We start from the raw sequence: 21114 nt of genomic DNA, 5'->3' as shown, positions 1-21114 counted from the left end.
TCGATCCAGGTGATCGGCGGGCAGCTCTCCAAGCGGCTGCCCACCAGGGTTGATCGGTGTGGCTCACTACCGGTCTGCGTGCCCGGCGGTCACCGTTGACGAGGCGTGGCTCAAGAAGGGACTGCCCTGCTCGTAGTAGCACTGCCCACCTCGCCGTCCCCATCGGCACGAGCACAGGCGGGAGCAGCACATGGAACAGACGCAGCAGAGCACCCAACAGGTGATCATCGGGGTCGACCCGCACAAGCTGTCCGCGACGATCGAGGTCGTCGACGACCGGGAGTGGTTCCTCGGCTCGGGCCGGTTCACCACCGACCAAGCCGGCTACACCGCGATGCGCGCCTACGCGAAGGCCTGGCCGCAACGGGTCTGGGCGGTCGAGGGTGCCAACGGCGCTGGCCGGCCGCTGGCGCAGCGGCTCCTCGAGGACGGCGAGCATGTCCTCGACGTCCCGGCGAAGCTCGCCGCCCGGGTGCGCCTCTTCGACACCGGCCATAACCGGAAGACCGACGCGTTGGACGCGCACTCGATCGCGGTCGTCGCCGTGCGCACCGCTGGGCTTCGGGTGCTGCAGGTCGACGGGGAGCTCGAGGCGCTGCGGATGCTCACCGACCGCCGGGAGGCGCTCTCCCACCGGCGGGTGCAGACCGTCAACCGGCTGCAGGCGTTGCTCGCGGAACTCCTTCCGGGACAAGCGAAGAAGGACATCACGACCCTGCAGGCCAAGACGATGCTCGCCTCTGTCCGCCCCCGCGACATCGCCGGCAAGACCCGACGGCGAATCGCCTCCGAAGAGCTCGCCGAGCTGGTCGCCCTCGACGCGAAGATCAAGAAGTCCAGTGCCGAGCTCAAGGCCATCGTCCTGGCCCGCGGGTCACGCCTGATGGACCTGCGCGGTGTCGGACCCGTCGTCGCGGCCCGCACGCTGGCCGACGTCGGTGACATCGCTAGGTTCGCCGACCGGAACCGGTTCGCGTCCTGGACCGGCACCGCGCCCCTGGACGCGTCCTCCGGTGAGCATGACCGGCATCGGCTGTCGCGGGCGGGGAACCGGCGGATGAACCACATGATTCACATTGCCGCGATCAGCCAGATACGCCTCGACAGCGACGGCCGGGCCTATTACCGACGCAAGCGCGCCGAGGGCAAGAAGCCCCTCGAGGCCCTGCGGTGCCTCAAGCGCAAGATCTCCGACGCGATGTATCGCCAGCTTGTGGCCGACGCCGACGCCGAAGCCGCTACGGCAGAGTGGGTCGACGCGGGCCCGGGAGGGCACTGCGGGGCGACTCAAGAATCCAGCGCGGCCGGCTCACACCCGCGTACCGGCACTTCGGATCAGCCACTTCCCGGGCCCGCGCGACCGACGCTACGCCCGGCAGCCACACCACGGAAGACCGACCGCACAAGAGCCCTCGAAGTCACTGCTTGACAACAGAAGGGAGCCGGTAGGACGTGGCCGCTTCGCGGCGACATGCAGCGGTGACTAGCGGGCATCAGGCAAGTCGCGTGGCCGTGTCTTGGCCACGCGTCAGCGCCGGCTGATACCGGCCCCGATGCCGCCGCCGAGCAGGCGGTTGGCGGTGAGGCCCTACGAGGCCGGCCCTGCTCGACCCTTGGTGCGCCGAATCCACCCGAGCCATCTTCGGGAGGGCGTCTCCCCACGAAGACCTCTGGGGTCAGTCGGAGGAACGGGGGAACTTGCAGGGTCGGAATCCTGCGGTAGGTACCCGTCACCAGCCACTCCGGAATTGGCCTTCTCCTTGTTTGTCTTCTCATCCTCGTCTGGCGCGGTCTTCTTCTGCTGGTTTTTGCCTTGCGGTGCGAAGTAGACAACCCCGCCGAGGTATAGCACGCCACCGGAGACGAGAGTGATGCCGATGATGTAGAGAGCCGTGCCTACCGGACGTTCCCCCACAACCCAGGAGGCGACAACTGCGAGGAACCCGATGCTTACCAGCCCCGCGAGAACTTTGAGGTTGCGCATCTTCGACGTCGTGTCGAGGGCTTGCTGCTCGACCATCCCCCTCCACTGACGGATAGTCTTGTCATCCATCTGGGCTGCAGTCATCTCACGCAGGACCTGCAGCGATGACTTGATGTGCCGGTGGGGGTCGCGGCTGCTGACCCATGCAGCTACCGCCACCGCGGCCCCCGCGATGACGGACGACGCGAGCGGAGCCAAGTCGATATCTGGTGCCATGAGAACCCCGTCCATGAAACCCGATGGGGCAGTCGGTCAGGCGTGACTGGACTGCTATCCCTCCTGCCCTGGCACCTCAAAGTATCGCTTGGACTACCGCCGCATGGCTCATTTTGACGGCGGATCCATTCGCCGGCGAAACCCCGGCGTCGGTTGGCTGAGGAGTCCAAATCGGCCGGGACTGCCGAGGGGCTCGCCCGCTGTCGCATCGTCCAGCTCGTCGCCTGTGGTGCGCCGCCTCCATCGCCGTACGTCTTCGTTGCAGCTGACGCCTTCCTGGAAGACGACTTCGGTCGTTTCAGCTTATGCGCGGGGGCGCTACTGGTCTGGGCTGCCCGCCTTACGTGCAGCCCGCAGCAAGCGACGCCACTTCCGTTCTCCGCAGTACCTCCGCCAGCCTTCGGCAGTGCTGGAGAGGGATGACTGGACTTGCCAGATCTGCGGGCTTTCACTCGACCTGATGTCTCGATGGTCCATGGCCTCTATCCTTAGGTAGATCACGCGACCCTCGGCGCACTTGGCGGGGACGACGGGCTGGAGAACCTTCCAGCCGCACACAGATGGTGCAACTGGGCGCTCGGGGAGAGCCTCGCGGCTAGCGAGCCAGACGGCACGACTGCCGCCCACGTTCGTCGCATCCCGCTTCCCGGCTGTGCTGATCGCCCGTGTTGCCTGTCCTGGGCGAAGCCGAGAGTCAGTCAACGATCCGCAGGCCGCCAGCTCACTTGATCACGGACACGGCTCCCCTTCAACGTGTCCTGCTCCGGCGTCACCGCGGCGGCCGTTGCACCCGGCGGAGGACATGGCCGCTTCGCGGCGGAAAGACGCTCGTCCCGTCGCGGTCACATCGGGGTCTGGCCCTGATGCAAACTGGCCCGATGGACTGGACGCGCGAGAGGCTGGTCGAGGCCGGATTCGAAGGCTTCGTGCCATTCGCTGAGTTGCCCTCGTCCGCCGTGCCGCGAGGGCCCGGGGTCTACTTCGTGTTTCGGGAGCGAGTGGATGACCCGGCGTTTCTCGGCACCAGCTCTGCCGGGTGGTTCAAGGGCAAGGATCCCTCAGTATCCCTGGAGACTTTGGAACAGGCTTGGGTACCAGGAGCGCAGGTTCTCTACATCGGTAAGGCGAGTGCCGGAGCGTCCGGCAGGCGCGGTCTGGCGAAGCGCCTCGACGAGTACCGCAGGCATGGTGCCGGGGAGCCAGTCGGGCACTGGGGCGGCAGATACGTTTGGCAGTTGGTCGACAGTGGGATCCTGGTCGTTGCGTGGCGCGAGACGCCCAACGCGGACGCTGAGGATGTCGAGTCCGCACTCATCTCGCAGTTCGTCTCCGACTGGGGCGGTCGTCCGTTCGCTAACCGAAAGGCTGGGCGCGTCCTCAAGGCGGGCTAGCCCCCTCGCGGCGGAAAGGCCGCAAGTGGGCTTCGACGTTCCCACTGTCCGGCGCAACGAAGGCCGGAGGACACTACTTTGACCAGTCCTGGCATTTTCTTCGCGCAGGGGCGATCGACATTACTGAAGCGTCGCCAGACCATGTTCCGCGCAGTTGGAGGAGAACGACAGGGACGGTGCTGATGTTGGGCTTCTGGCTATGCCGGAGCACCGCGCGTGACCTCATGGGCCGCTACGTCCAAGAGAGAACGCAAGAGCAACTTGTGACTCTGATTCCCGTAATGCAGCAGTCGTCTCATAGCTTCTGAGCCGTTATCACCAGACCTTGTTGAGAGGGCAGTGACGAAGTGGACGGGACGCGGCACATGCTTTGTCTGAATCGTTACCCCATCCTCCGTGCGGCACGGTCACGTCGACGCTGAGGTTCCCCGAGCCCCGAGCAGCCGCTCAAACCGGTCTCGGGTTGGCAGGGGTCCCAATGGGTAGCCCAACAGCACGTGCAGGTTGCACAGGCTGAGGGTGTAGGAGTGCTCGAGCAGGTCAACCGTCGTCTTGTGTCCGAGCTTGCGCAGGACCGTGGGGACTTCGCGGCTCGCGCGCGCGAGCTCCTCCCATCGCTTGCGAGCGGCTGTGTCATCACCCAGCAGTTCGAGCACTGACCGCGCACGCTCGGCGCGGTCGGGCCAGGACGTCGAGTGTCGGTAGTAGTCGGCGACGGTGTACGGCGACTGCGCGATGTGCACGAACGCGCCGCGCTGACCCGAGGCCGGACCGCGTTCCAGCGCGCGTTGCACCTCGTCCCACTCGTGCACCAGTGAGAAGCGGCGGCGCTCGGTGGTCACCTGGTACATCACGCTGTTGACCCGCATCAGCGTGGCCAGTTCGCCGAGAAGGACTAGCCTGGCCCGCCTCATCGTGGTCCACGGCACCGGGCTTGAGCCGTTGACGACGATGATCTCGTCGACGCTTCGGCCCACTGCAGGAAGCGTCGGGGAGCGCCGGAGCCGGCTCTCGAGACCGTCTAGCCACTGGTCGGCCATGTTGTCGTACACCCCGCCGTCGGTGAGCACAACGTGGGGGGCGTTCGCACCGCCTCCCATGCCGCCGGTAAATCCATACGACGCTGTCTTCAGCCGCCGCGGTGAGAACGCTCCGGGGAGGCAGGCGGAGGCTTGTACTGCCGTGGATAGACGCAGATCACGGGGCCGGCCCTGGCCGATCCGGTAGGAGTAGAGAAATCGCGGTGAGAGGTAGAGGTGCTCGCCGGACTGGAGCTCTGTGGCGCACACGACGTGGTCGATCGACCGTGCTACGTCCGCAAGCCGCGTCGCCTTCCCGTCCCGTGAGAAGTGCGTTCGTGCCAGCGCTCGGTCGACCACCTTGGAGCGCAACTCGAAGAATTGGGCCGCTAGCGCAAGCACGGCTAGCGCGCCGAGTGCCGTCATCCCGGACCCCCACGTCAGCCCATCGATGCACAGCAGCACGACTCCGACGACGAGCGTGAGCACGCCGACGCCGACGGCGGCGAACAGCGAGATGACGTAGGCGTTCGTCGACGGGCCCCAGAAGAACAGCCCGACGTCGGCCGCGTGGCGCACCAGTGGGGCCACCTTGTGGTCGAACGTTCGCTGGTCGACCGCGGGGTAGTCGACCTCATGGGCCACGACGCCGTTCAAGATCGAGCCCCCGGACACCGATGACATGGTCGCCACCTCGCGGTGCTTGCCGGCATCCACCAAATAAAGCAGTGTGCCGAGTCCCCACATCGTCGCACGGTGGCCACCGCCCGAGATCGCGACGCCGACGTGCTGGCGGGGTTTCGGTGTTGGCTCGGTCATCTCACACCTCGACCACGACGCCGCAAGCGTCGGTCTCGGGAGTCACAGCGGTGTAGCGGTAGCGCTTCGCGGTCGACGACGTCGTCCAAGGGCTGGTTGTGTTGGAGACGTAATTGAAGAACACCTCAATTTCGTCGCGCCGCGATGGGCCGTCGACGACACGCAGCACGGCCTCCCGGTCTGGATGCTTGTAGCGCTCCCCGTTGGTGGAGATGAGGTAGCGCTGGGTGTCGACGAGGGCGAGAAGCTCGTCGGTGACGTTGAACTTGCTGCAGTGGTGCGGCAGTTTGAAAGCGTTGACCATAAACGCGTCCTGCTTCCGCTGCTTCAGCAAGCGCTGGATCCCGTCTATCAACGGCGGCGCGTGGCTGTCGCCCGTTAGTAGTAGCGCCTTGCCGTCGTACTCAAAGAGGAAGGAGATGCTGCTGCCGTTGGCGACGCTATTGTCGAGCTTCGCCGTGCCGCCCTGCACGTCGTCGCCCTCGAGCCCGGCCAAGCTCCGGCGCTTCGACAAGCGCTCTAGTGCGGCGTCGGCATCGCCCGGTTCGACGCCGGCGTCGGCGAGCACCTTGGTCCACTTGGCCTGCAGCGCGGCAAGCTGGTCCGGGCCTGGGCCGAGAACGGTGAGCCGGGCGCCTGCCACGTCGTAGGTTCTGATCTTTCCACTGCGAGGCACGGCCGCGGCACGGTGGTCGAACGCGGCGTTCCAACGGTCCTTCAGGGTCTTGTCGCGCTGCAGCAGCGCGCCGACCATTTCGCCGTAGTCCGGGCCCTGCTGATCCGTGGCGGGAAGCTGCGGCCACCCGTTGAACCACACCTCGTCGATATGTAGGCCTAGGGCCGCGCGGTCCTGGAGGAGGCGTACGACGCCCTCGATGTGGTCCCCGTCGATGTGAGTGACCACGAGCAGGTCTAGGGAGGGGCGCCGGCCGAGCGCTTGGATGCGGTCGTGCACGGTGCGGTAGGTGCCGAGCGGACCCGCATCGACCAGTATGCGGTGCGGGCTCCGCGCCGTGCCCCACTCAAGCAACAGTGCGTCGCCGTACGCCGCGGGCAGCATTTCGAGTCGAAGCATCCCCTCACCGCCGGTGCTTCGGGAGCAGCCAGCCCGACTGACCGAAGACGACGAGGGACAGTCCCAGGGTCGCGCCCTCAGCGACGAGCCGCCGCCGCACGTCGCGCAGCGTCTCCCCGATCGTCGCGCCCCGCGCAGGCTGTGGACCCCAGAGCTGGTCGGCGACCATGCGCGCCATCGGCGCGGTCTGCCGCCCGAGGGTCTCGACGACGCTGCCGACGACGAGGCTCGCGCCGCCGCGACGGAACGCCGCGACAGACGACTGCCATGGGATGTCCTCGTTCGCCGTGCTGCAGCCGAGGAGGAACACGACCGGCCCGACCGGGGCGCCGGGCGACACGACGTAGTCGCCGGTGAGCGCGGCGACCTCGCGAATGCTTGTCTTACCGATCTGCAGCGCGACCAGGTTGCCCTTTCGGTCGGTGTGCGGCAGGGACAGCACCAGCCCGGGCTTGTGCGTCCTAATAGCGTCGTGCCAGCCGGTCCATGACGTGGCTTCGACGACGCCGTGGTGCAACCGCTGTTGGAGTAGCTTCACGGTCCTCGCGTGCTCGCCGCGGCTCTTGGCGTCGATCTTCGAGGTGGCGGCGAAGAGGACCTTGTCCAGGCGAGGCAGAGTCTCGTGGCCCTGGCGCAGCTGGCCCGAGAGCGCGGTCGACTCATCCTGCTCCCCGATGCCGGCGAGCTGGTGCTCGATGACGTGCCGCAGCGCCCAGAACCCGAGCGGGCAGATCACCCGGGTGCGGCCGCGCCGCGGCTCGCAGTCGCACTCCCCGGTGGCGAGCGCCTCCCGCCAGTGTGCCGTCAGCCGGGCGCTCCCGGTCGGGAGCCCGTAGTCGTAGACGAACTCGAGGGGCACCACACCGTCGCCGGGCGAGACGAGCTGGATGCGTGGGCCGATGGTGACGTCGCGAGTTTGGCTGGCGAGGTGGTCGTAGAGGGAGTACCCGAGACGGGCGAGGTCGCGCAGTAGCTCGGTCTGTTGCTCGCTGCCCGGCGTGGCACCGGTGGCGCGGTCGGCGTCAACCGCGATGCGCAGGGTTTGCACGACGTCACGGCGGAACTCGTCTAAGCCTTCCAACGAGATGACACGGTGGTGGCCGTGCGCGTCGACGAGCAGCGCCTCCCCATCCGCCCCCACGTTGAACGACAGTGAGGTGTCGACGTCGGCGGGAGGTTGGATGAGCTCGCCGCCCTGCTTCCTGGGGTAACGCGCTGGAGCCAGCTCGGAGTCGCGGACGAAGCGGATGAACTGACTGTGCACTGGGTAGTCGCTGGCGTCGACCGGACCGCGCAGTTGCGCAGACTGCAGGACGAGCGCCCCTTGGTAGACGACGACGCTCGCGCGGACTTCTGTAGCGTCGGGGGCGACGTCCAAGGCGAAGGTGAGCTGGGCCGACGTCCCCGACTTCGGAAGGAGCAGTTGCTGGGTCTCCCGCGTGGTCCCGGTGGGTGACTCGGCGACGAACTCGACGTCGAGGATCGCGCCGTACGGCTCGAACTTGACCGCTGCCTCCGGGAATGCGCCGGCGACCGTCAGCGGGCTCTCCTCGCCCGGGCCGATGTGGATCCCGATGTCGTGCCGGATGCCGGGGGCGAAGGCGTTGCTGCGGGGCGTCCCGGTATCGGTCTCGTGAATTTCGGCCTGCAATCGGCGCGGCTGGGGCGGCCGGATGGGGGGCGGCGCGGGCGCCGATGTGTCGCGCTTAGGGCCGCGTAGCTCATCACCCGTTTGTGGCCCATAGCCGCCGATTCCGCCCCACCATCCACCTATTCCGCCCCCGTGGATTTCGGGATCGAGAGGATGGGCGGAGAGGCGGGCCTTAGATGCTGGCGTGGACCTATACCACCGTCTCAATGCTTGCGGCTGGCGGCGGAGATCGTCCAGATCGCGGAGCGCTGTGCGATGGAACCGCGGCACGTTTGCGGATCCGGGGCGGTCGATGAACGACACATGGGCTGCCACAGGATAGTGGTCGGTCACTTGAGGAGCGTTTGGACTAACGGTATACGCAAGCCCTGGTGGCAACTGGGCCACTACCGATTCGATTACCCGCAGCAGCCCCGAGTTGGATGATTCAACAGAACGCGAAGGTGACACCCCTGAAGAGGTCAGCGTCGCATTAACCGGGTATGTGGACAGCGCATTTTCTAGATCGACCCTCAATTGCGGATACGTTTCGCCGATAGCAGAAGCCAACCGTGCAGCCCAACAACCGATGCTAGTCAGAGGCAGCAGGCCAGACCTCGCGAACACGCTGGCATGAGGTAGAACCACGGCGAGTGCTGCGTCGATGGGCAGGTCGTTACCCATCGCACGCACCAGTCGCTCGGCGACATGGGATGTCGGCTCCGCCGCTATGGCGACGAGATCACCGTCGCGCTTTGCAGATTCCACGAGGCATTCATTATCAGCCTTCAAGAAGATGTTCACACTGGAATCAACCATCCGTGGCTCAAGGCCCTCCGTTTCCTTGAGAACCGCAAGTTCTACTGGATCACCCCGCCCTGCTGGGACAGACGCTCCAGCAATTCGCACCCTCGCGGATCTCTCTCCAGTCAGATCAGCCACCCGGATCGGCCACCGCCACGCTACTGGTCTGCGTGGTAGCTGGCGATGTGCGGCCACTATCAGCCCCCTTACGTGCGCTCCGTGAAGTGCCTTCTGATGTGCGCTACTGGCCACCCATAAGCGCATGAACAAAGGAGCATCCAGCGCCATGGCCTCTTGGCCCACCGCTTCCCAGGCGGCGAAGATGGCGGACCTAGCTTCAGCGTAGGCAGGGCTAGGTGCGATCCAGCGGGCGACCCGCGGCCACGTGTAGTCACGCGCCAACTGCGCCTCTGGCCGACCGGCAACCCCCCCGGGTTGCCAAAGGGATCCTTGAGTTGCCAGGTCTCTTAGAACTGCAGCCACCTGCTGCGGCGTTGCGCGCTCAGGCGTTACACTTCGCGCCGCCAAGACTCCCCCGATGACCCACTCAAGGGAATGACGTGGATACGTATCCTGATCCGCATTTTTGGGCATATAGCGAGCGTCCCTTTCGAGAAAGGACTCTGACTCGGACGGCACTGGCTATGCAAGGCTCACGCCCTGACACTTGGCTGTGTAGTTCCCACGCTACTCCGGCTACATCCCGGCCGGAAGGTTATGCGTTAAGCCATACAGTTACACCGGGAAGCGGGAGACAGGCGGAGGGCCATACGGTGGTCGGCGCTGAACGGCCTAGGTACCAGCAGCGATGGTCCGCGTGGCATGCAGACTGTCGTCGGTTTGCGACGGTACTGCGCCGTCGTCGATCTGCTCGCGCTTGGGGGACGACAGAGTGTGTCCATCGCGGATCGATGCAGTTGGGACTAGCGGCTACGCGGCGCCGGTCCACGCCAGAATTTGTATCAGACGCCCTAACTAACTCTTCCACTGAGGCTTTGGATCCTAGAGTTGCCTCGGTGATGCATTCCTGCCGCGGAGGGCGATCGCGGGACTTTCGTGGGAGAGTTGGGTGAACGGATACGAAGCGAGGAATGGTCGGGAACGTCATCCCTAACCGCGTGAAGTCGGGCGCCTATCTGGGACCACACTGATTGCCCCGGCTACTTGAACTTAACCGTTCCATTTCCGACCCACTCGGTAGTGGCTCCCTTGGCGAGGAGAAACTCGAGGTTGTCACCGTTCTGTCGCATGGCGAGAGCCTGCCAACCGTCCTCGTCCGCAGCCTCTCTCGCAGTGTTCATAACGGGGATACTGTTGAGTGGCACAGACGCCGCTTGGCTGGAGGCGGGTCGATACGCTTTGCCCGCTTCTTCCAGCATCGACACCGCCACCGAGCTGCGCGCTTCGATCGTCGCGACACTAGCGGCAGCACGGCCTCGAACATCGGAACCGAGCAGGTACGCGATCCCGAGTCCTGCAGACGCAAATATCAGTCCGACGGCCAAGAGGGCGTTGGGTTGGTTCGCGGCGCCGAGGCCGTCCCAGAAGCCCCTGATCGACGCGCCCGACACTACGGCACCCCCTGCGATAGTGACCGACCACCACTTCGCCGCCGCGGTGGCTCCGGCCTCGATGACCGTCACACTGTCGGGAGGACCGGTGAACGCAGCGGTAAACTGTCCGGCCTTCTTGAGTTCCGAGGGAGCAGTCGGGAGGAGCGACAAGTTTTGCAGTAGCTCCACTGCCGGTTCCTCGATGCTGTCTTTGGCTGCGCCGACGGCGAGCCCTGGAATCTGAACAGCCATCGGTTTCGACTCCTTCATCAACGATGCGGCGGGTCGTGTCTGAGGGGCACTATCCGCTGACTCGGATTTGCGGGCTGATGAACAGATGTGGTCGCGCTTCCCTCGCAAGGGCCCTCATGCGCATCCATCTCCAATGTACTGATGAGAGCGCACGGACGAAGGCGTTCTGGACAAGCGTTCTGTGACCCGCGGTCGTGCGAGACCCTCGCCTCGAACTGACGCCGCAAGGTGACTTGGCAGTGGCTCCGCCACGCAGGCCGACGTGAAGTTCTGAGCTTCTAGGATTCGCGCAGACGCCCACTCTAGGTGCCCGAGGGACGCTGCCTCGCTTCCAGGACGCGGGGACAGACGAGTTATCGCGCGGTCAATCTCAGCCACCCGGCAGCGGGAGGAATCTCTCGCCCGCTTTGCATGCAACGGTCGACTGCCCGAAGTAACTCAAGTCGAGCAGTCGCCGTGCCTTCAACTGCCCGGACAGGAGGGCAATCGCTCGACTAAGCACCGGTCGGCATGGGACCCACCTGATGTTCAGCCATGCGTCCGACCACACCGTCGTGCGCCAGGAGAGCTGTTCCGAAGGACCGTGAAGGTGCCGTAGAAGCCTTGGGCTCATGGACCTCGCAAGCGTCTGCGAGATTTGACGAGCAGGGCTCGTCGAGCGCCGCCCCCTCACGGCGGTTCGGAGGCCGGTCACCGCGTTCGCGGCTAAATCGGACGCGACTGGAGTCGCCTCGCATGATCCACAGATCCCGACGCGCCACCTTCAGTGATTGGGGCCAGAGTCGACGTGGGCCACGAACTGTTCCTGCCTTCCAACCGCGTCGACCGGGCAGCGCCCCGAGGTCCCTCGCTGCGCTTGGACGGGCCCCTGCCGCCAGAGCGCCCACCGCAGCCGTAGGGCGCCCCCGGGGTGGGCGTGGCGAGACGGTAGCTCCCAATATTCGGCGCGTCCAGATGACGTGGGGACCGATTCCGGAGAGCCGTCCGCGACGAAGTCGAAGCCGTAAGAGATTCGGCTGACCATGGTCCCAGGGCAAACTGATTACTGCGGCCATTGTCTCGATGTCACCACCAAGTAGAGCAGTGGGCCAAGGCCCAAAATCATGGTGCGGTGGCCTCCACCGGAAATCGCCACGCCTATATGACTACCCATCTCGAGGCCCCCAGGACAATGCAGCGCGGAGCGGTGCACCAGTTTGAGAAATCGCCAGCTCCGGCACTCATGCCGACCAACCGGGGTTGGCTCCAGAGACTGCGCCCGGCAAAATGCTGATTGAGAGCGCACTCGGCCACTGGATTCCCCGATGCTGCGGATATCCCTGGATACATGTCGTTTTGACAAAGATCCTCGGCGTCGTCGTACATCGTCCAGGCGTCGTGCATTCGGACCGGGCCGAGACATTGCGGTGCCTGAGACGTCGCAGCCGTGTCCAAGCGACTTGTTTATCTGCTCACCCACACCAAATCAGGGTTCGCGCCCGGGAGGGACCGAGAGGGCGCAGGCCGCCTTTCTAGGCGGTCGACGGCGGCCCTCAAACCGACCCCTGTCTGGGCGGAGTGATGCACCTGCTTTGAACCGCCCGGGCGAGTCCGGAGGCTCAGTGGTCTGAGAGCTCAAGTTCCTAGCGAACGAGGTCGCGGTCGACCCGCACACGTTGTCGGCGACGGGCATCCCATCATGCCCGCTGACACGCCGAACTCACATTCGCCACCTTCGTAACAGGACTAGCCCCACAAGGGGCGCGCTTGGCAGTCGCAAGGAAAGCCGCACCAAGCTGCAAGACAGCAGGCGAGGCGGAGCCGTCAGCCTCGTGCTGTTCCTGCCCGAGCGACCACGGCCGGACGCCAGTGGACCACGTCGGCGTCTAGCCAGCGAGCAAATTTGGCTCCACATGGAACCCAGGTGCAGTGATCGCAGTCAAGTATGCATCGACCAGGGGTGGCCGTGGCATCATGAAGCCGACCTCGCTCGCCCGCGGGATGCCGACAGTCAAGGGGCGACCACAAAAGAACGAGGGGCCGGCCGCCGCGTCCTTTCGATTCGCATAACACCCAGCCAGTGACTCAAGAATGGTGCGCATGTCAACAGAACCTATCGCCAAGGCATACACAGATCACGCCCGGGAAGAATACTGTCCCTTCTTCTATGTGGATGAGCCCGCACGCTTTGGACTCAAGCAGCATTACTGTGACACCATTTTTGGGAGCATGCGTTATTTCGTGACAGGCCCTGCGCGACCCGACGCTAGCGTTACCCTCCTTCTACATGGCGTTGGAGGCTCTTGGTCAACTTGGTCGCACTTGCTCCAACAGATTCAGGTTGAACGTAGAGGGTTGCCCGATCTACTAATTGTTGAGATACCGGGCTTCGGCGCTTCGGAAAACAATCGGCCCGACCTGCCGGCAGGGCTTGTGGCGGACGTTCTAGTAAAACTCATCCACGACTTAGGGTGGACCAAATTTCGCGTCATCGGTCACTCAATGGGAGGGTTTCTAGCCCTTGACCTTGCAGCCCGCAATCCAACGGGCCTGAGCGGTGTGGCCGTGATTTCCGGCTTCTACTTCACCATCATCGACACTGTCAAGAGCCCTTGGCTGACTCTAGTCCGTTCGCCCAAGTCCGCGGCCACATACGTAGGATTTGCTCTGCTCTCGATGGTGAATCCGAAACGGCATCCTCGACTAAAGCGGTTGCATGACGGATTGCTACCGTGGATGATGCGCGGACTAGCTGCACACCCGTCTTGGATTGCGCCAACTACGCGGCTACGAATGGCATCCTCGGGTGGCTCGACGTCCTTCAAGAAGGCGGCGCGAAACGCCATCGGATATGACCCCGACGCCACATGGGGAACGATCAGTGTTCCTCTCCTGGCTATAGGTGGAGCGCACGACAAGATGGTGCCGCCAAAGGATCTTCGCAGACTCGCACGCTCTTCCCACGCGCGCACTGTGGAAATCTCTGAGGCTGGTCACTTCGCCCATATCGAAAGGCCAGCAGAAGTCCTCTCCTTGCTCACTCAATTCGAACTCGTCTGAGGACCACGATGGCGCCGATCTTCGACTGGTTGAACCGTAGACCGCCCGCTTTCCGATTCTCACTCTTGGTCGTAGCCGCATTCTCACCTGTGGCAGTCTTGGTTTCTTGGGCCAGCGTAAATGGCCTTTTGGTTTCGGACAGCTGCTCAGCCCTGGAAGTGCCTTTAGCTCTTTGGCCGGGAAAGCATCGCCCCATCGAATGTCTGGGAATGCCATTGGCCGCCGACTGGCCGTCTTGGCTGTTGGCTCTGACATCATCTCTGTCGAACCTTACGTCGCTCCTGACTTTTTGCCGTGTTCGTTCGCTTGAAACCGACCTCAGAACCGACGGCCTTTTAGTCGAGCGTCATCAGTCAGGGGACGGGGCGAAATTGCTGGATAACCTGACCTCGCTGCCCAGCAGGCGGCGACTCGTCCTGAATGCCTCTTTGATCTTGGTAGTCGCGATCGTGCTTTATTTTGCTACGTATTCGTCTGCGGCCTACGTCCAGAGGCTCGCGGAGGAGCAGGTTACGTCCTCGGGAACGACGGGAGAGGAGCAGGCGACGGGCATCGTTTCCACCATCCGTGATCATTGGTGGGCGAACATCCAAAACTATCCCGTAGGCGCGCTGCTCTTTTTGTCGATCGGAGCTATCGGCACATGGACGGCCATCCTTCAAATACAAACGATCTCGCACGTTTTCAGCATAACCGAGCGACTTGAGAGCCACGGCCTGCTCCGACTCGTAGACGATCTAAGTCTCGTGGATCACGGTTGGCGTTCTATGGATAAGATCGTTACCATTCGCCTTGGTGGGATGYTGACCTTCGTGCCAGCCTATGCCGCATTATTCATGATTCTTGCTTTCCCGGTCTGGGGTCTCGTGACGCTGGTTCTGCTTGCGGTAGGAGTCTCTTGGAATACTTGGCGGAACCTTAGCTTTTCTACCAGTACTGTCCCGCAGATTCAGCGGCGCATAGTGGTAAAGGAGCTGAGTCGCGTAGCCCAAAATCTCGAAGTCATTTCGCAGCCACGCCCTAGGTATGTGCTCAGTCCGGCATATGTGGACAGCCGGTTTCGACGTGTGGAATTGCTGTTCGAGCGAGCGGAAATCCTAAGGATGATCGAGGTCCCCAAGAATCGCGTGCTTCGGGCGACCATCAGTCTCTCAGTTGGCGCGATTTCCCTAGTAGGCTTGGCAGCCTCTGTACAGCAACTCTTCAGCGCGATGAACTCGTGAAGCACCCGTGACGCTAAGCGGTTGTTGAAGCAATCCTGCTGGCCCGCTCAGCAGAACTATAGTCTCGGTCTATAGAGAGCTCGAGCTACCAAGGGTCCGCTGCTCGCAAATGGCCCCCTGACCAGATGCCTTCATCGATCCGGCGGTCAGCTACGTCGGGCGCGTCATTGTGGGCGGTAGGCAGCGCGGTCTGGCCACGCCCTAACTGCGCGGAGTGCGGGCGCCGCCGTACTAGTGGAGCAGCTTCACGCCGTGGTGTATGAACTACAGCAGCTGCACTCGGGCCGGAAGTTCACCCCCGACGGGCACCTCCTCGGTTCGATCGGCGAGGCAGTCGCAGAAGCACTTTTCGACCTCACGTTGACGACGGCGTCGACTGCCGGCCACGACGCGGTCGACGCCGAGCGGCGGAAGGTGGAGTTAAGGCCATGTACGGGGCAGGAACGTCCTGACCCGAGCCGCCTCCGAGCACGCGCCCCAAATGCTGATCGTCGTCAAATTGTCCAAGTCACCTCTGCCATCCTTCAGCGAAGGTGCTGGTCTGGGTCGGCCGACACATCGAACCTGAACAACATCTGTCTTCCGTCGACGCGGAACAGGCGTGCGTCGGGACCGAAGGGATTGGGAAGCCAATGGAATCGCCGGCTTTCGTCGTTGAGCACGTGGGTGATGAACAGGATGCTGTAGCGCTCGTGGGGAGCCAGATCGAGTGCTCTTCGGATCTCTGACTCGGGAAGTGAGAACGCGGTGTCATCGCCCGTGGTGACTTTGACCTCGATGAGGTGGGTGGTCTCTCCGGCGAGAACCTTGAAGTCGTAGCCGAGCGAGTCGTCGCCAAGACCGTCGCCCAGGATATCGTTCCGGTACCCGGATCGCCACGTTTCTTCACGTGCCAGACCGAAGTTTGAGCGGATCCAATGGCTAGCGAACAGTTCGCCCGCCAGTCCAATGTTCTGGGTCTTTTCCGGTGGGACATGTGGGGCACGTATGCCCTTCCGGCGTCCGGAACCTTGACCGCCTATGCCGCTGCGGAGGGGTTCAATCGGGGCCATCTCTGCCAGACTTTCAAAACTTGGGGCATTCCCTAGGTCGACGTCTGCTGCCGCGGTCGCGATCATCTCATCAAGCCTGAGGAGATCGTCGGGATCGGTGGTGAACGTTTGTCCTGCGTACGTTATCGCGGACTCTCGCCGCTTTGCCTCCTCCTGCTCGCGGCGCTTCCGATCACGTGCTCGGCGAACGTCCTCTTGGGTGATCCCCAACTTCTTTTGGTTGAGCGTTAGGGGCATTGGGTCGGGCCACAAGCCGCGCGCGTGCAGCCACGTGAGCAACTCCTTAGGAGTTCGCTCGGCAAAGTCTAGGTAGCCGCTTGACCGTAGTTGCGCCGATACTGACGCCACGTCCATCGTGGGTGGAGCATCAACCTGGTTGAGCTCACACCAGGTGAGGGCCGAGTCGCGCGCCGTAGTGAGCGTATTGGTGACGCGCTGCCGCTGCGCACTTCGGAGTTCATAAACGGATGGGAGTGTGCGCTCCGCCGGCGGACCGGCCGCGGCGCGGAGCCATTCCTGGACGCGCTCGGACATGGCTTCTTCGGGGACGCGCCAGTGCGTGTCCGACCAGGCCGGGTCGGCAGTGAGGTTCGGTAGGTCGAGGAGCGACGCGTAAGCGGGCACAGCCAAGGGGTCGTGGGCGGCTCGTCCGGCAAATCTGTCTCGCAGGTCATCGACGATGTCTTCGCGGCGGTTTGCGACAAAGGCTGTGAAGTCGCGGATGTGCGCACCCGTGTTCTGGACCGACTGCAGGCCGAGGAGGCGCAAACCCTCGTTGGCTTTGGACAGGGCCACGTGTCCGTCTTCGATCGGACCTGTCGTCCATGATCGGTCGGCGTAGGCAAGCACGGCATCAGCTTCGATCGGGGCGTTATCGAGGCGACTGGCCAGCCAGGATTGCAAGGCCTCCCGGCCATCAGGAATGTCGTCCGTTCCACGCAGTTCCTCGGCCGCATCTGGCGCCACCGTCGCCAGAACCGCAACGAGGGCGGACGTGTCCGGTCTCCAGGCTTCACGTTCCCCGCTGACGAGATCCACCTCTGCTGCCGGAAGTCTCAAGGCCAGGGCTAGATCGTCGTTGGTCGGCGAAGGCCCGCGCACGACCTCCTGCAGATCGATCAGCGCTAGGCGCAGGTCTTTGAATGCCGAAGGCGCCTGCACCGCTTGGGAGATTCCCTCCGCGGCTTGTTCAGCCAGTCTCAATCGCGTACGCCCGTGCCCTTCGCGGACCAGCACCAAACCTTGGCCGTCATCGCCGACGACCCAGCATGACGTTTGCCTCAGGGTGTCCTCGACCTCATGACCATCCACGGACGTTGAAAACGCGTCTACAACCAGGAGCCGCGCGGACCGCAGTTGCGACGCCGCTTGCTCGAGCTGCCGCGGCCGACGTCCGGCCACACCCTGTTGGTGAGCGAGGACGAGGAGGACGAGCTTTTCAAGCCAGTCGCCAACCAAGTCCAGTAGAGGCCCCTGCTGGGAGGGTCCGGTCCAGTGGACTTGGAGTTCGGCGTCGGCCACGGAGCGGAGTCGTTGTGGCCAGGTTCGCGCGAGGTGCTCGCCGACCCGTTTTGCCAGCGCCCGATCGGTGAATCCAAGCCGGGTGAGGGGCAGCTGCGACAGCAGGATCGATTTCGGCTCGTCCGGGACTGGGAAGTAGATGAGTTCCCCGGTCTCGGACGGGTCCGCGAGTTCGACGGATCCCACAGTCTCGACCAAAACCCCGTCCGGACTCTGGGGCGTGGGGTTGGAGAGGTAGTCCGCCCAGCTCCGCTCGTACTCGGCACGAGTCCCTCGAATCCATGTTCCTTCAGCATTGATGATTTCCGCGAGATGGTTGATACGTGCTGCCGCTGAGCCTGGTCCGTCCCAGTGTCGAACACCCACTCTCCGCAATCGCGTGATCGCCGTCGGTCCGATCGCGCGACGCAGGTGCGGTGCGGGAGCCGGTAGGTAGTCGGGCACGTAACCGTCTACCCACCACCCGTGCTGCGCCTGTTTGAGTGTGACGGTGGATCTGTCGCCAGGGATGGTTTGGGGGAGCCAAGACGCTGTCATGAGGAACACCGTCACGAACGATGGCCAGGTTGCGGTTGATCTGCTTTCTGCGCGGAAGAACGTTGCCTTGAGATCGTCGTCGTCCCAGCGGTCGAGGCCCGCGAGCACGAGCTCTCCATAGATCTCTTGGGCGCGGGGGGAGAAGCTGTCCCAGTCCAACTGGCCGGGGAGGCGCGAGATGCGCGTGAGCGTGTACTGCCTTGTGGCGTAGTCAGCGGGCTGCCGCCACTCAGAGCCGGAGGCGGTGCGAAGCCAGGCCTTGGGCATCGGCCCCTGAAGCCACGACGACACCGACCAGTCGGGGAGTGTTTCGGGATGGTTGATGGCTGAGCCAGTGATGCGCCACGTCGCGGGCGTGACGTCGACCGGCCAAAGGCCGTGCTGGACGCCAGCGCGCTCTAGGAATTCGCGCATGCCTTCGTGGTGACCTGGTGCCAGCCAGGTTGAGGGCGGGGAGATGATTTTGTCGGCGATGCCATCGAGTTCGCTGGTGTCGCCGACGGCCTCGACCAGTCGCACCAAACCTTGATCGATCCATGAGTCGTCGCCGTCCCAGCCGCGTCCGAAATACGCGCTGTCGGCGGAGATCCAGCCACCGACGGTCGGCACGCGGAACGGCTTTGTCGGGAAGGACTCCTCGCCCAGCGGGCTGCGAGCGTTCCGCCACACGTCCAGTGCGTAGAGCAGTGACTCCGTGAGCCCGGCATCGCCGATGCCGGGCCCATTCGTCACTTCCGCGACAAGCTTGAGGATCTCCTCAGAACCGAAGTCTTCAACCCAATTCGCCAGCCAGTCACGTCCGACGCGATGAGTTTGATCCTCCAGCCTCCACGGGATGTCGTCGCGGACGTAGGCGAGACGCGCGGCCACCGCGGAGGGCGGTTGCATGCGAGAGTCAGTAGAGCTTCGCTGCGGAGGAAAGAACACGGTCGGCTGGTCTGGGAGGCCGTTGGCGTGCAGCAAGCCTTCCTTCCCGAGCACGATCAGGGCGCCTGCGACAGGCGCATGTCGGGGGATGGCAGTAGCAAGTTCGTCGTAGAAGTCAGCCCACGCTGCAGGGCCTGCGGTGCTCGACTGCAAGTGGTCAGCGCACGCCTCGGCGAATTCGACGAGGTTGGCGTCGGTRGGACGCCATGAGCCAGCAAATCCAAGGGACAAGTAGAGCCGTTCAAGCCGGGACAGGCGGGCGTCTCCCAGCGCCGGGTCGAGGAGGCTTCTCCTTTGCTCAGGCTTTAGGCGGGCCGGTGAGAAGAAACGACCGCTGGTCTCCCACAGCGATGCCTCGGAAATGGAGACGCGGGTTGACTGTTCGCCGAGCGATGGGAGGAAAGCCATGCTGGCCAGATTCCGCCCCCGTCGATCCAAGGCTGAGACAAGGCGTGGCAGGTGCTCTTTCGACCAGCAAGCAAGATCGACCATCGTTCCAGCGGGAATGTCGAGGTCACCGTCCGTGGAAGCTATCAAAAGCTCCGCTGCAAGTTCTGCGGCTTCGTTCAAGAACAAGTCGTTGATGGGGTATGCGTCGTGGAGCGATCGACGGTCAAGGCTGGAGAAGAATGGAGCTTGTAGGTACGCCGGCAACGGGCAGGCAACCTGATCGCCCATGGGGAGGAAGTTGTAAAGCCGAGGGACTGACAGTGGTTCGCCCCCGGCCAGCGCCAATACGACGTCGGCGTCGCCTTGCCACTCATCCCAGCCCGGCAGGTGAGCACCGTCCTCCCGAGTGGCGGCGATCGCCTCCAGCACCGCAGTCTCGGGCACGGTACGCCGGGCGATGATGAACTCGCTCTGGTCCTGCAAGAGGGCAAACGAGACTCGACGACTTAGATCGATTTCGTCCGGTAGACGGGTAAGCGCAAGGCTTCGCCTTTTCTCGGCATCGAGCGGGGCCGGGAACCAAGATTCCCGGTCGTCGTTAGCACCCTCTGGTTGCCTGTCGGACTCAATGACAACGAGGTGCACTGTCTCGATTCGGTCCAGAAACAGGTGCATCGGAGCGGTACTCCCTGCAACTCCGAGGAGTTCATCCCGCACATCGGCCCGTGCACGTTCCGATTTCAGGGGAAGCCGGATCACCGTGCAGTAGCCAGCGGCACCCAACTCGTCGACCCGATGTGGGGCGGCCTCGAGTGGGAACGTTAGGGTGAGGGTGGAGATGTTGCTTTCCATCTCAACAGCAATATCGGGCTCATCCGGCACCCACCGCGCCGCAAGCTCAGCGAAGTCATCGTGGCGCCCGAAGCGGAACGTGAAGCCGTCGAACTCGCGGCTATCGTCAGCCGCGCTGTACACCTCCGGGCAATCGCTGAACTGCAAAACGCTCTTGAAGCCGACGCCTTTGTTGCCGATCCCTTCACTTGGCGGCTTGTCGCTCACTGCCACGTCCACCATTGCAGCGAAATTGGTTTCGGTCAGCGGCCGGCCAGAGTTCGCGACATAGAGGGTGCCGAAAGCCCCTTCCGTCTCATCGAACAGGACGTGGATCTGCCCGTCGTCGGAGCCCTTGTCGTGTGCGTCGTGCGCGTTCTGGATCAGTTCGATCATGGTCCGGCCGTGGTAGTCGGCTGAGATGATTCCCTCAATGAATCGCTTGACCTGCAGCGTTGGGCGCTCGTTGTTCGCCCGACCGAACAGGAACTGGTCCACCTGCCATTTTGACTTCTTCTCGATCAGCGCTCGGAACTCAGGCTTCGCGCAACTTGACGTCGCAGGTTCCTCCATCGGCTGACCTTTCTGTCTAGGGTCGTGAGTTCCCGTCGCCGCCCCAGGAGATCGAGCCACTGGGACGCCATCCATCCAGGCAATCTTGGCAGCGTCCAGTTGAGTCCATGGCGTTGGTGTACGACGACACCGGTGAGCGTGTCCCTGCACATGCAGGTGCGGTCACCGCGTGATCCTTCGAGTGAACCTCTCACAGCACCCTCGAACGGAGCATCGCGATGACCGCGAACACCAGTATCGACCCTTCCCTCTTTCTGCACGAGCAGCTGGCCCAGGCC

10 protein-coding genes and 1 pseudogene are annotated in these 21114 nt (G+C 63.8%); 5 read left to right on the top strand and 6 right to left on the bottom strand.

The annotated features are described in order from the left end of the window. The first annotated feature begins 190 nt into the window (after positions 1 to 190). Positions 191 to 1429, top strand: a complete 1239-nt coding sequence (locus AC1DP0_RS00525) for an IS110 family RNA-guided transposase (RefSeq protein ID WP_478081771.1) — start codon at positions 191 to 193, stop codon at positions 1427 to 1429. A 159-nt stretch (positions 1430 to 1588) separates the two neighbouring features. Here the strand turns inward: AC1DP0_RS00525 and AC1DP0_RS00520 are convergent, their stop codons facing one another. Next, on the bottom strand, positions 1589 to 2215 hold the full coding sequence (locus AC1DP0_RS00520) for a hypothetical protein (protein WP_478081769.1): 627 nt from the start codon (positions 2213 to 2215) through the stop codon (positions 1589 to 1591). Positions 2216 to 3078: 863 nt separating this feature from the next. On the opposite strand from AC1DP0_RS00520, the gene AC1DP0_RS00515 reads away from it, so the two are divergent. Next, positions 3079 to 3591: a hypothetical protein gene (locus AC1DP0_RS00515; protein ID WP_478081767.1), complete on the top strand. Its 513-nt coding sequence runs from the start codon at positions 3079 to 3081 to the stop codon at positions 3589 to 3591. Between the two features lie 407 nt (positions 3592 to 3998). Here AC1DP0_RS00515 and AC1DP0_RS00510 read toward each other — a convergent pair whose 3' ends face one another. From AC1DP0_RS00510 to AC1DP0_RS00495, 4 genes are all read right to left on the bottom strand, one after another. Continuing rightward, the gene (locus AC1DP0_RS00510; RefSeq protein WP_478081764.1) at positions 3999 to 5429 is read right to left on the bottom strand and encodes a patatin-like phospholipase family protein; all 1431 of its coding nucleotides are present in this window, start codon (positions 5427 to 5429) and stop codon (positions 3999 to 4001) included. 1 nt (position 5430) lies between these two features. Next, positions 5431 to 6504, bottom strand: coding sequence for a ComEC/Rec2 family competence protein (locus AC1DP0_RS00505; protein ID WP_478081762.1), 1074 nt, complete (start codon positions 6502 to 6504; stop codon positions 5431 to 5433). Positions 6505 to 6508: 4 nt separating this feature from the next. Beyond that, positions 6509 to 8938 (bottom strand): hypothetical protein, encoded by a 2430-nt coding sequence (locus AC1DP0_RS00500; RefSeq protein WP_478081760.1) that lies wholly within the window; start codon positions 8936 to 8938, stop codon positions 6509 to 6511. 1160 nt (positions 8939 to 10098) lie between these two features. Beyond that, entirely contained in the window at positions 10099 to 10743 is a 645-nt protein-coding gene (locus tag AC1DP0_RS00495) for a hypothetical protein (protein ID WP_478081758.1), read from the bottom strand. Between the two features lie 2079 nt (positions 10744 to 12822). On the opposite strand from AC1DP0_RS00495, the gene AC1DP0_RS00490 reads away from it, so the two are divergent. The 3 genes and pseudogenes from AC1DP0_RS00490 to AC1DP0_RS00480 all read left to right on the top strand — a co-directional run. Then, positions 12823 to 13782 carry an alpha/beta fold hydrolase gene (locus AC1DP0_RS00490; protein ID WP_478081756.1) on the top strand — a complete coding sequence of 320 codons (960 nt, stop codon included), beginning with the start codon at positions 12823 to 12825 and terminating at the stop codon, positions 13780 to 13782. Between the two features lie 8 nt (positions 13783 to 13790). Further along, positions 13791 to 15005: a hypothetical protein gene (locus AC1DP0_RS00485; protein WP_478081754.1), complete on the top strand. Its 1215-nt coding sequence runs from the start codon at positions 13791 to 13793 to the stop codon at positions 15003 to 15005. Between the two features lie 234 nt (positions 15006 to 15239). Beyond that, positions 15240 to 15422 (top strand): annotated as a pseudogene (locus AC1DP0_RS00480) (DUF6998 domain-containing protein); the annotation flags it as partial. 107 nt (positions 15423 to 15529) lie between these two features. Here the strand turns inward: AC1DP0_RS00480 and AC1DP0_RS00475 are convergent. Further along, positions 15530 to 20836: a sacsin N-terminal ATP-binding-like domain-containing protein gene (locus AC1DP0_RS00475; protein WP_478081752.1), complete on the bottom strand. Its 5307-nt coding sequence runs from the start codon at positions 20834 to 20836 to the stop codon at positions 15530 to 15532. Positions 20837 to 21114 lie beyond the last annotated feature (278 nt).

Source organism: Terrabacter sp. P5_B1 (assembly GCF_056400505.1).
The sequence above is the reverse complement of the archived record's forward strand: the minus strand, read 5'-3'. Positions and strand labels throughout refer to the sequence as shown.

What these genes read in the sequence shown, in the direction of transcription:
- AC1DP0_RS00525 (WP_478081771.1), top strand. Translation starts at nt 191, where the DNA reads ATGGAACAGACGCAGCAGAGCACCCAACAGGTGATCATCGGGGTCGAC.
- AC1DP0_RS00520 (WP_478081769.1), bottom strand. Translation starts at nt 2,215, where the DNA reads ATGGACGGGGTTCTCATGGCACCAGATATCGACTTGGCTCCGCTCGCG.
- AC1DP0_RS00515 (WP_478081767.1), top strand. Translation starts at nt 3,079, where the DNA reads ATGGACTGGACGCGCGAGAGGCTGGTCGAGGCCGGATTCGAAGGCTTC.
- AC1DP0_RS00510 (WP_478081764.1), bottom strand. Translation starts at nt 5,429, where the DNA reads ATGACCGAGCCAACACCGAAACCCCGCCAGCACGTCGGCGTCGCGATC.
- AC1DP0_RS00505 (WP_478081762.1), bottom strand. Translation starts at nt 6,504, where the DNA reads ATGCTTCGACTCGAAATGCTGCCCGCGGCGTACGGCGACGCACTGTTG.
- AC1DP0_RS00495 (WP_478081758.1), bottom strand. Translation starts at nt 10,743, where the DNA reads ATGGCTGTTCAGATTCCAGGGCTCGCCGTCGGCGCAGCCAAAGACAGC.
- AC1DP0_RS00490 (WP_478081756.1), top strand. Translation starts at nt 12,823, where the DNA reads ATGTCAACAGAACCTATCGCCAAGGCATACACAGATCACGCCCGGGAA.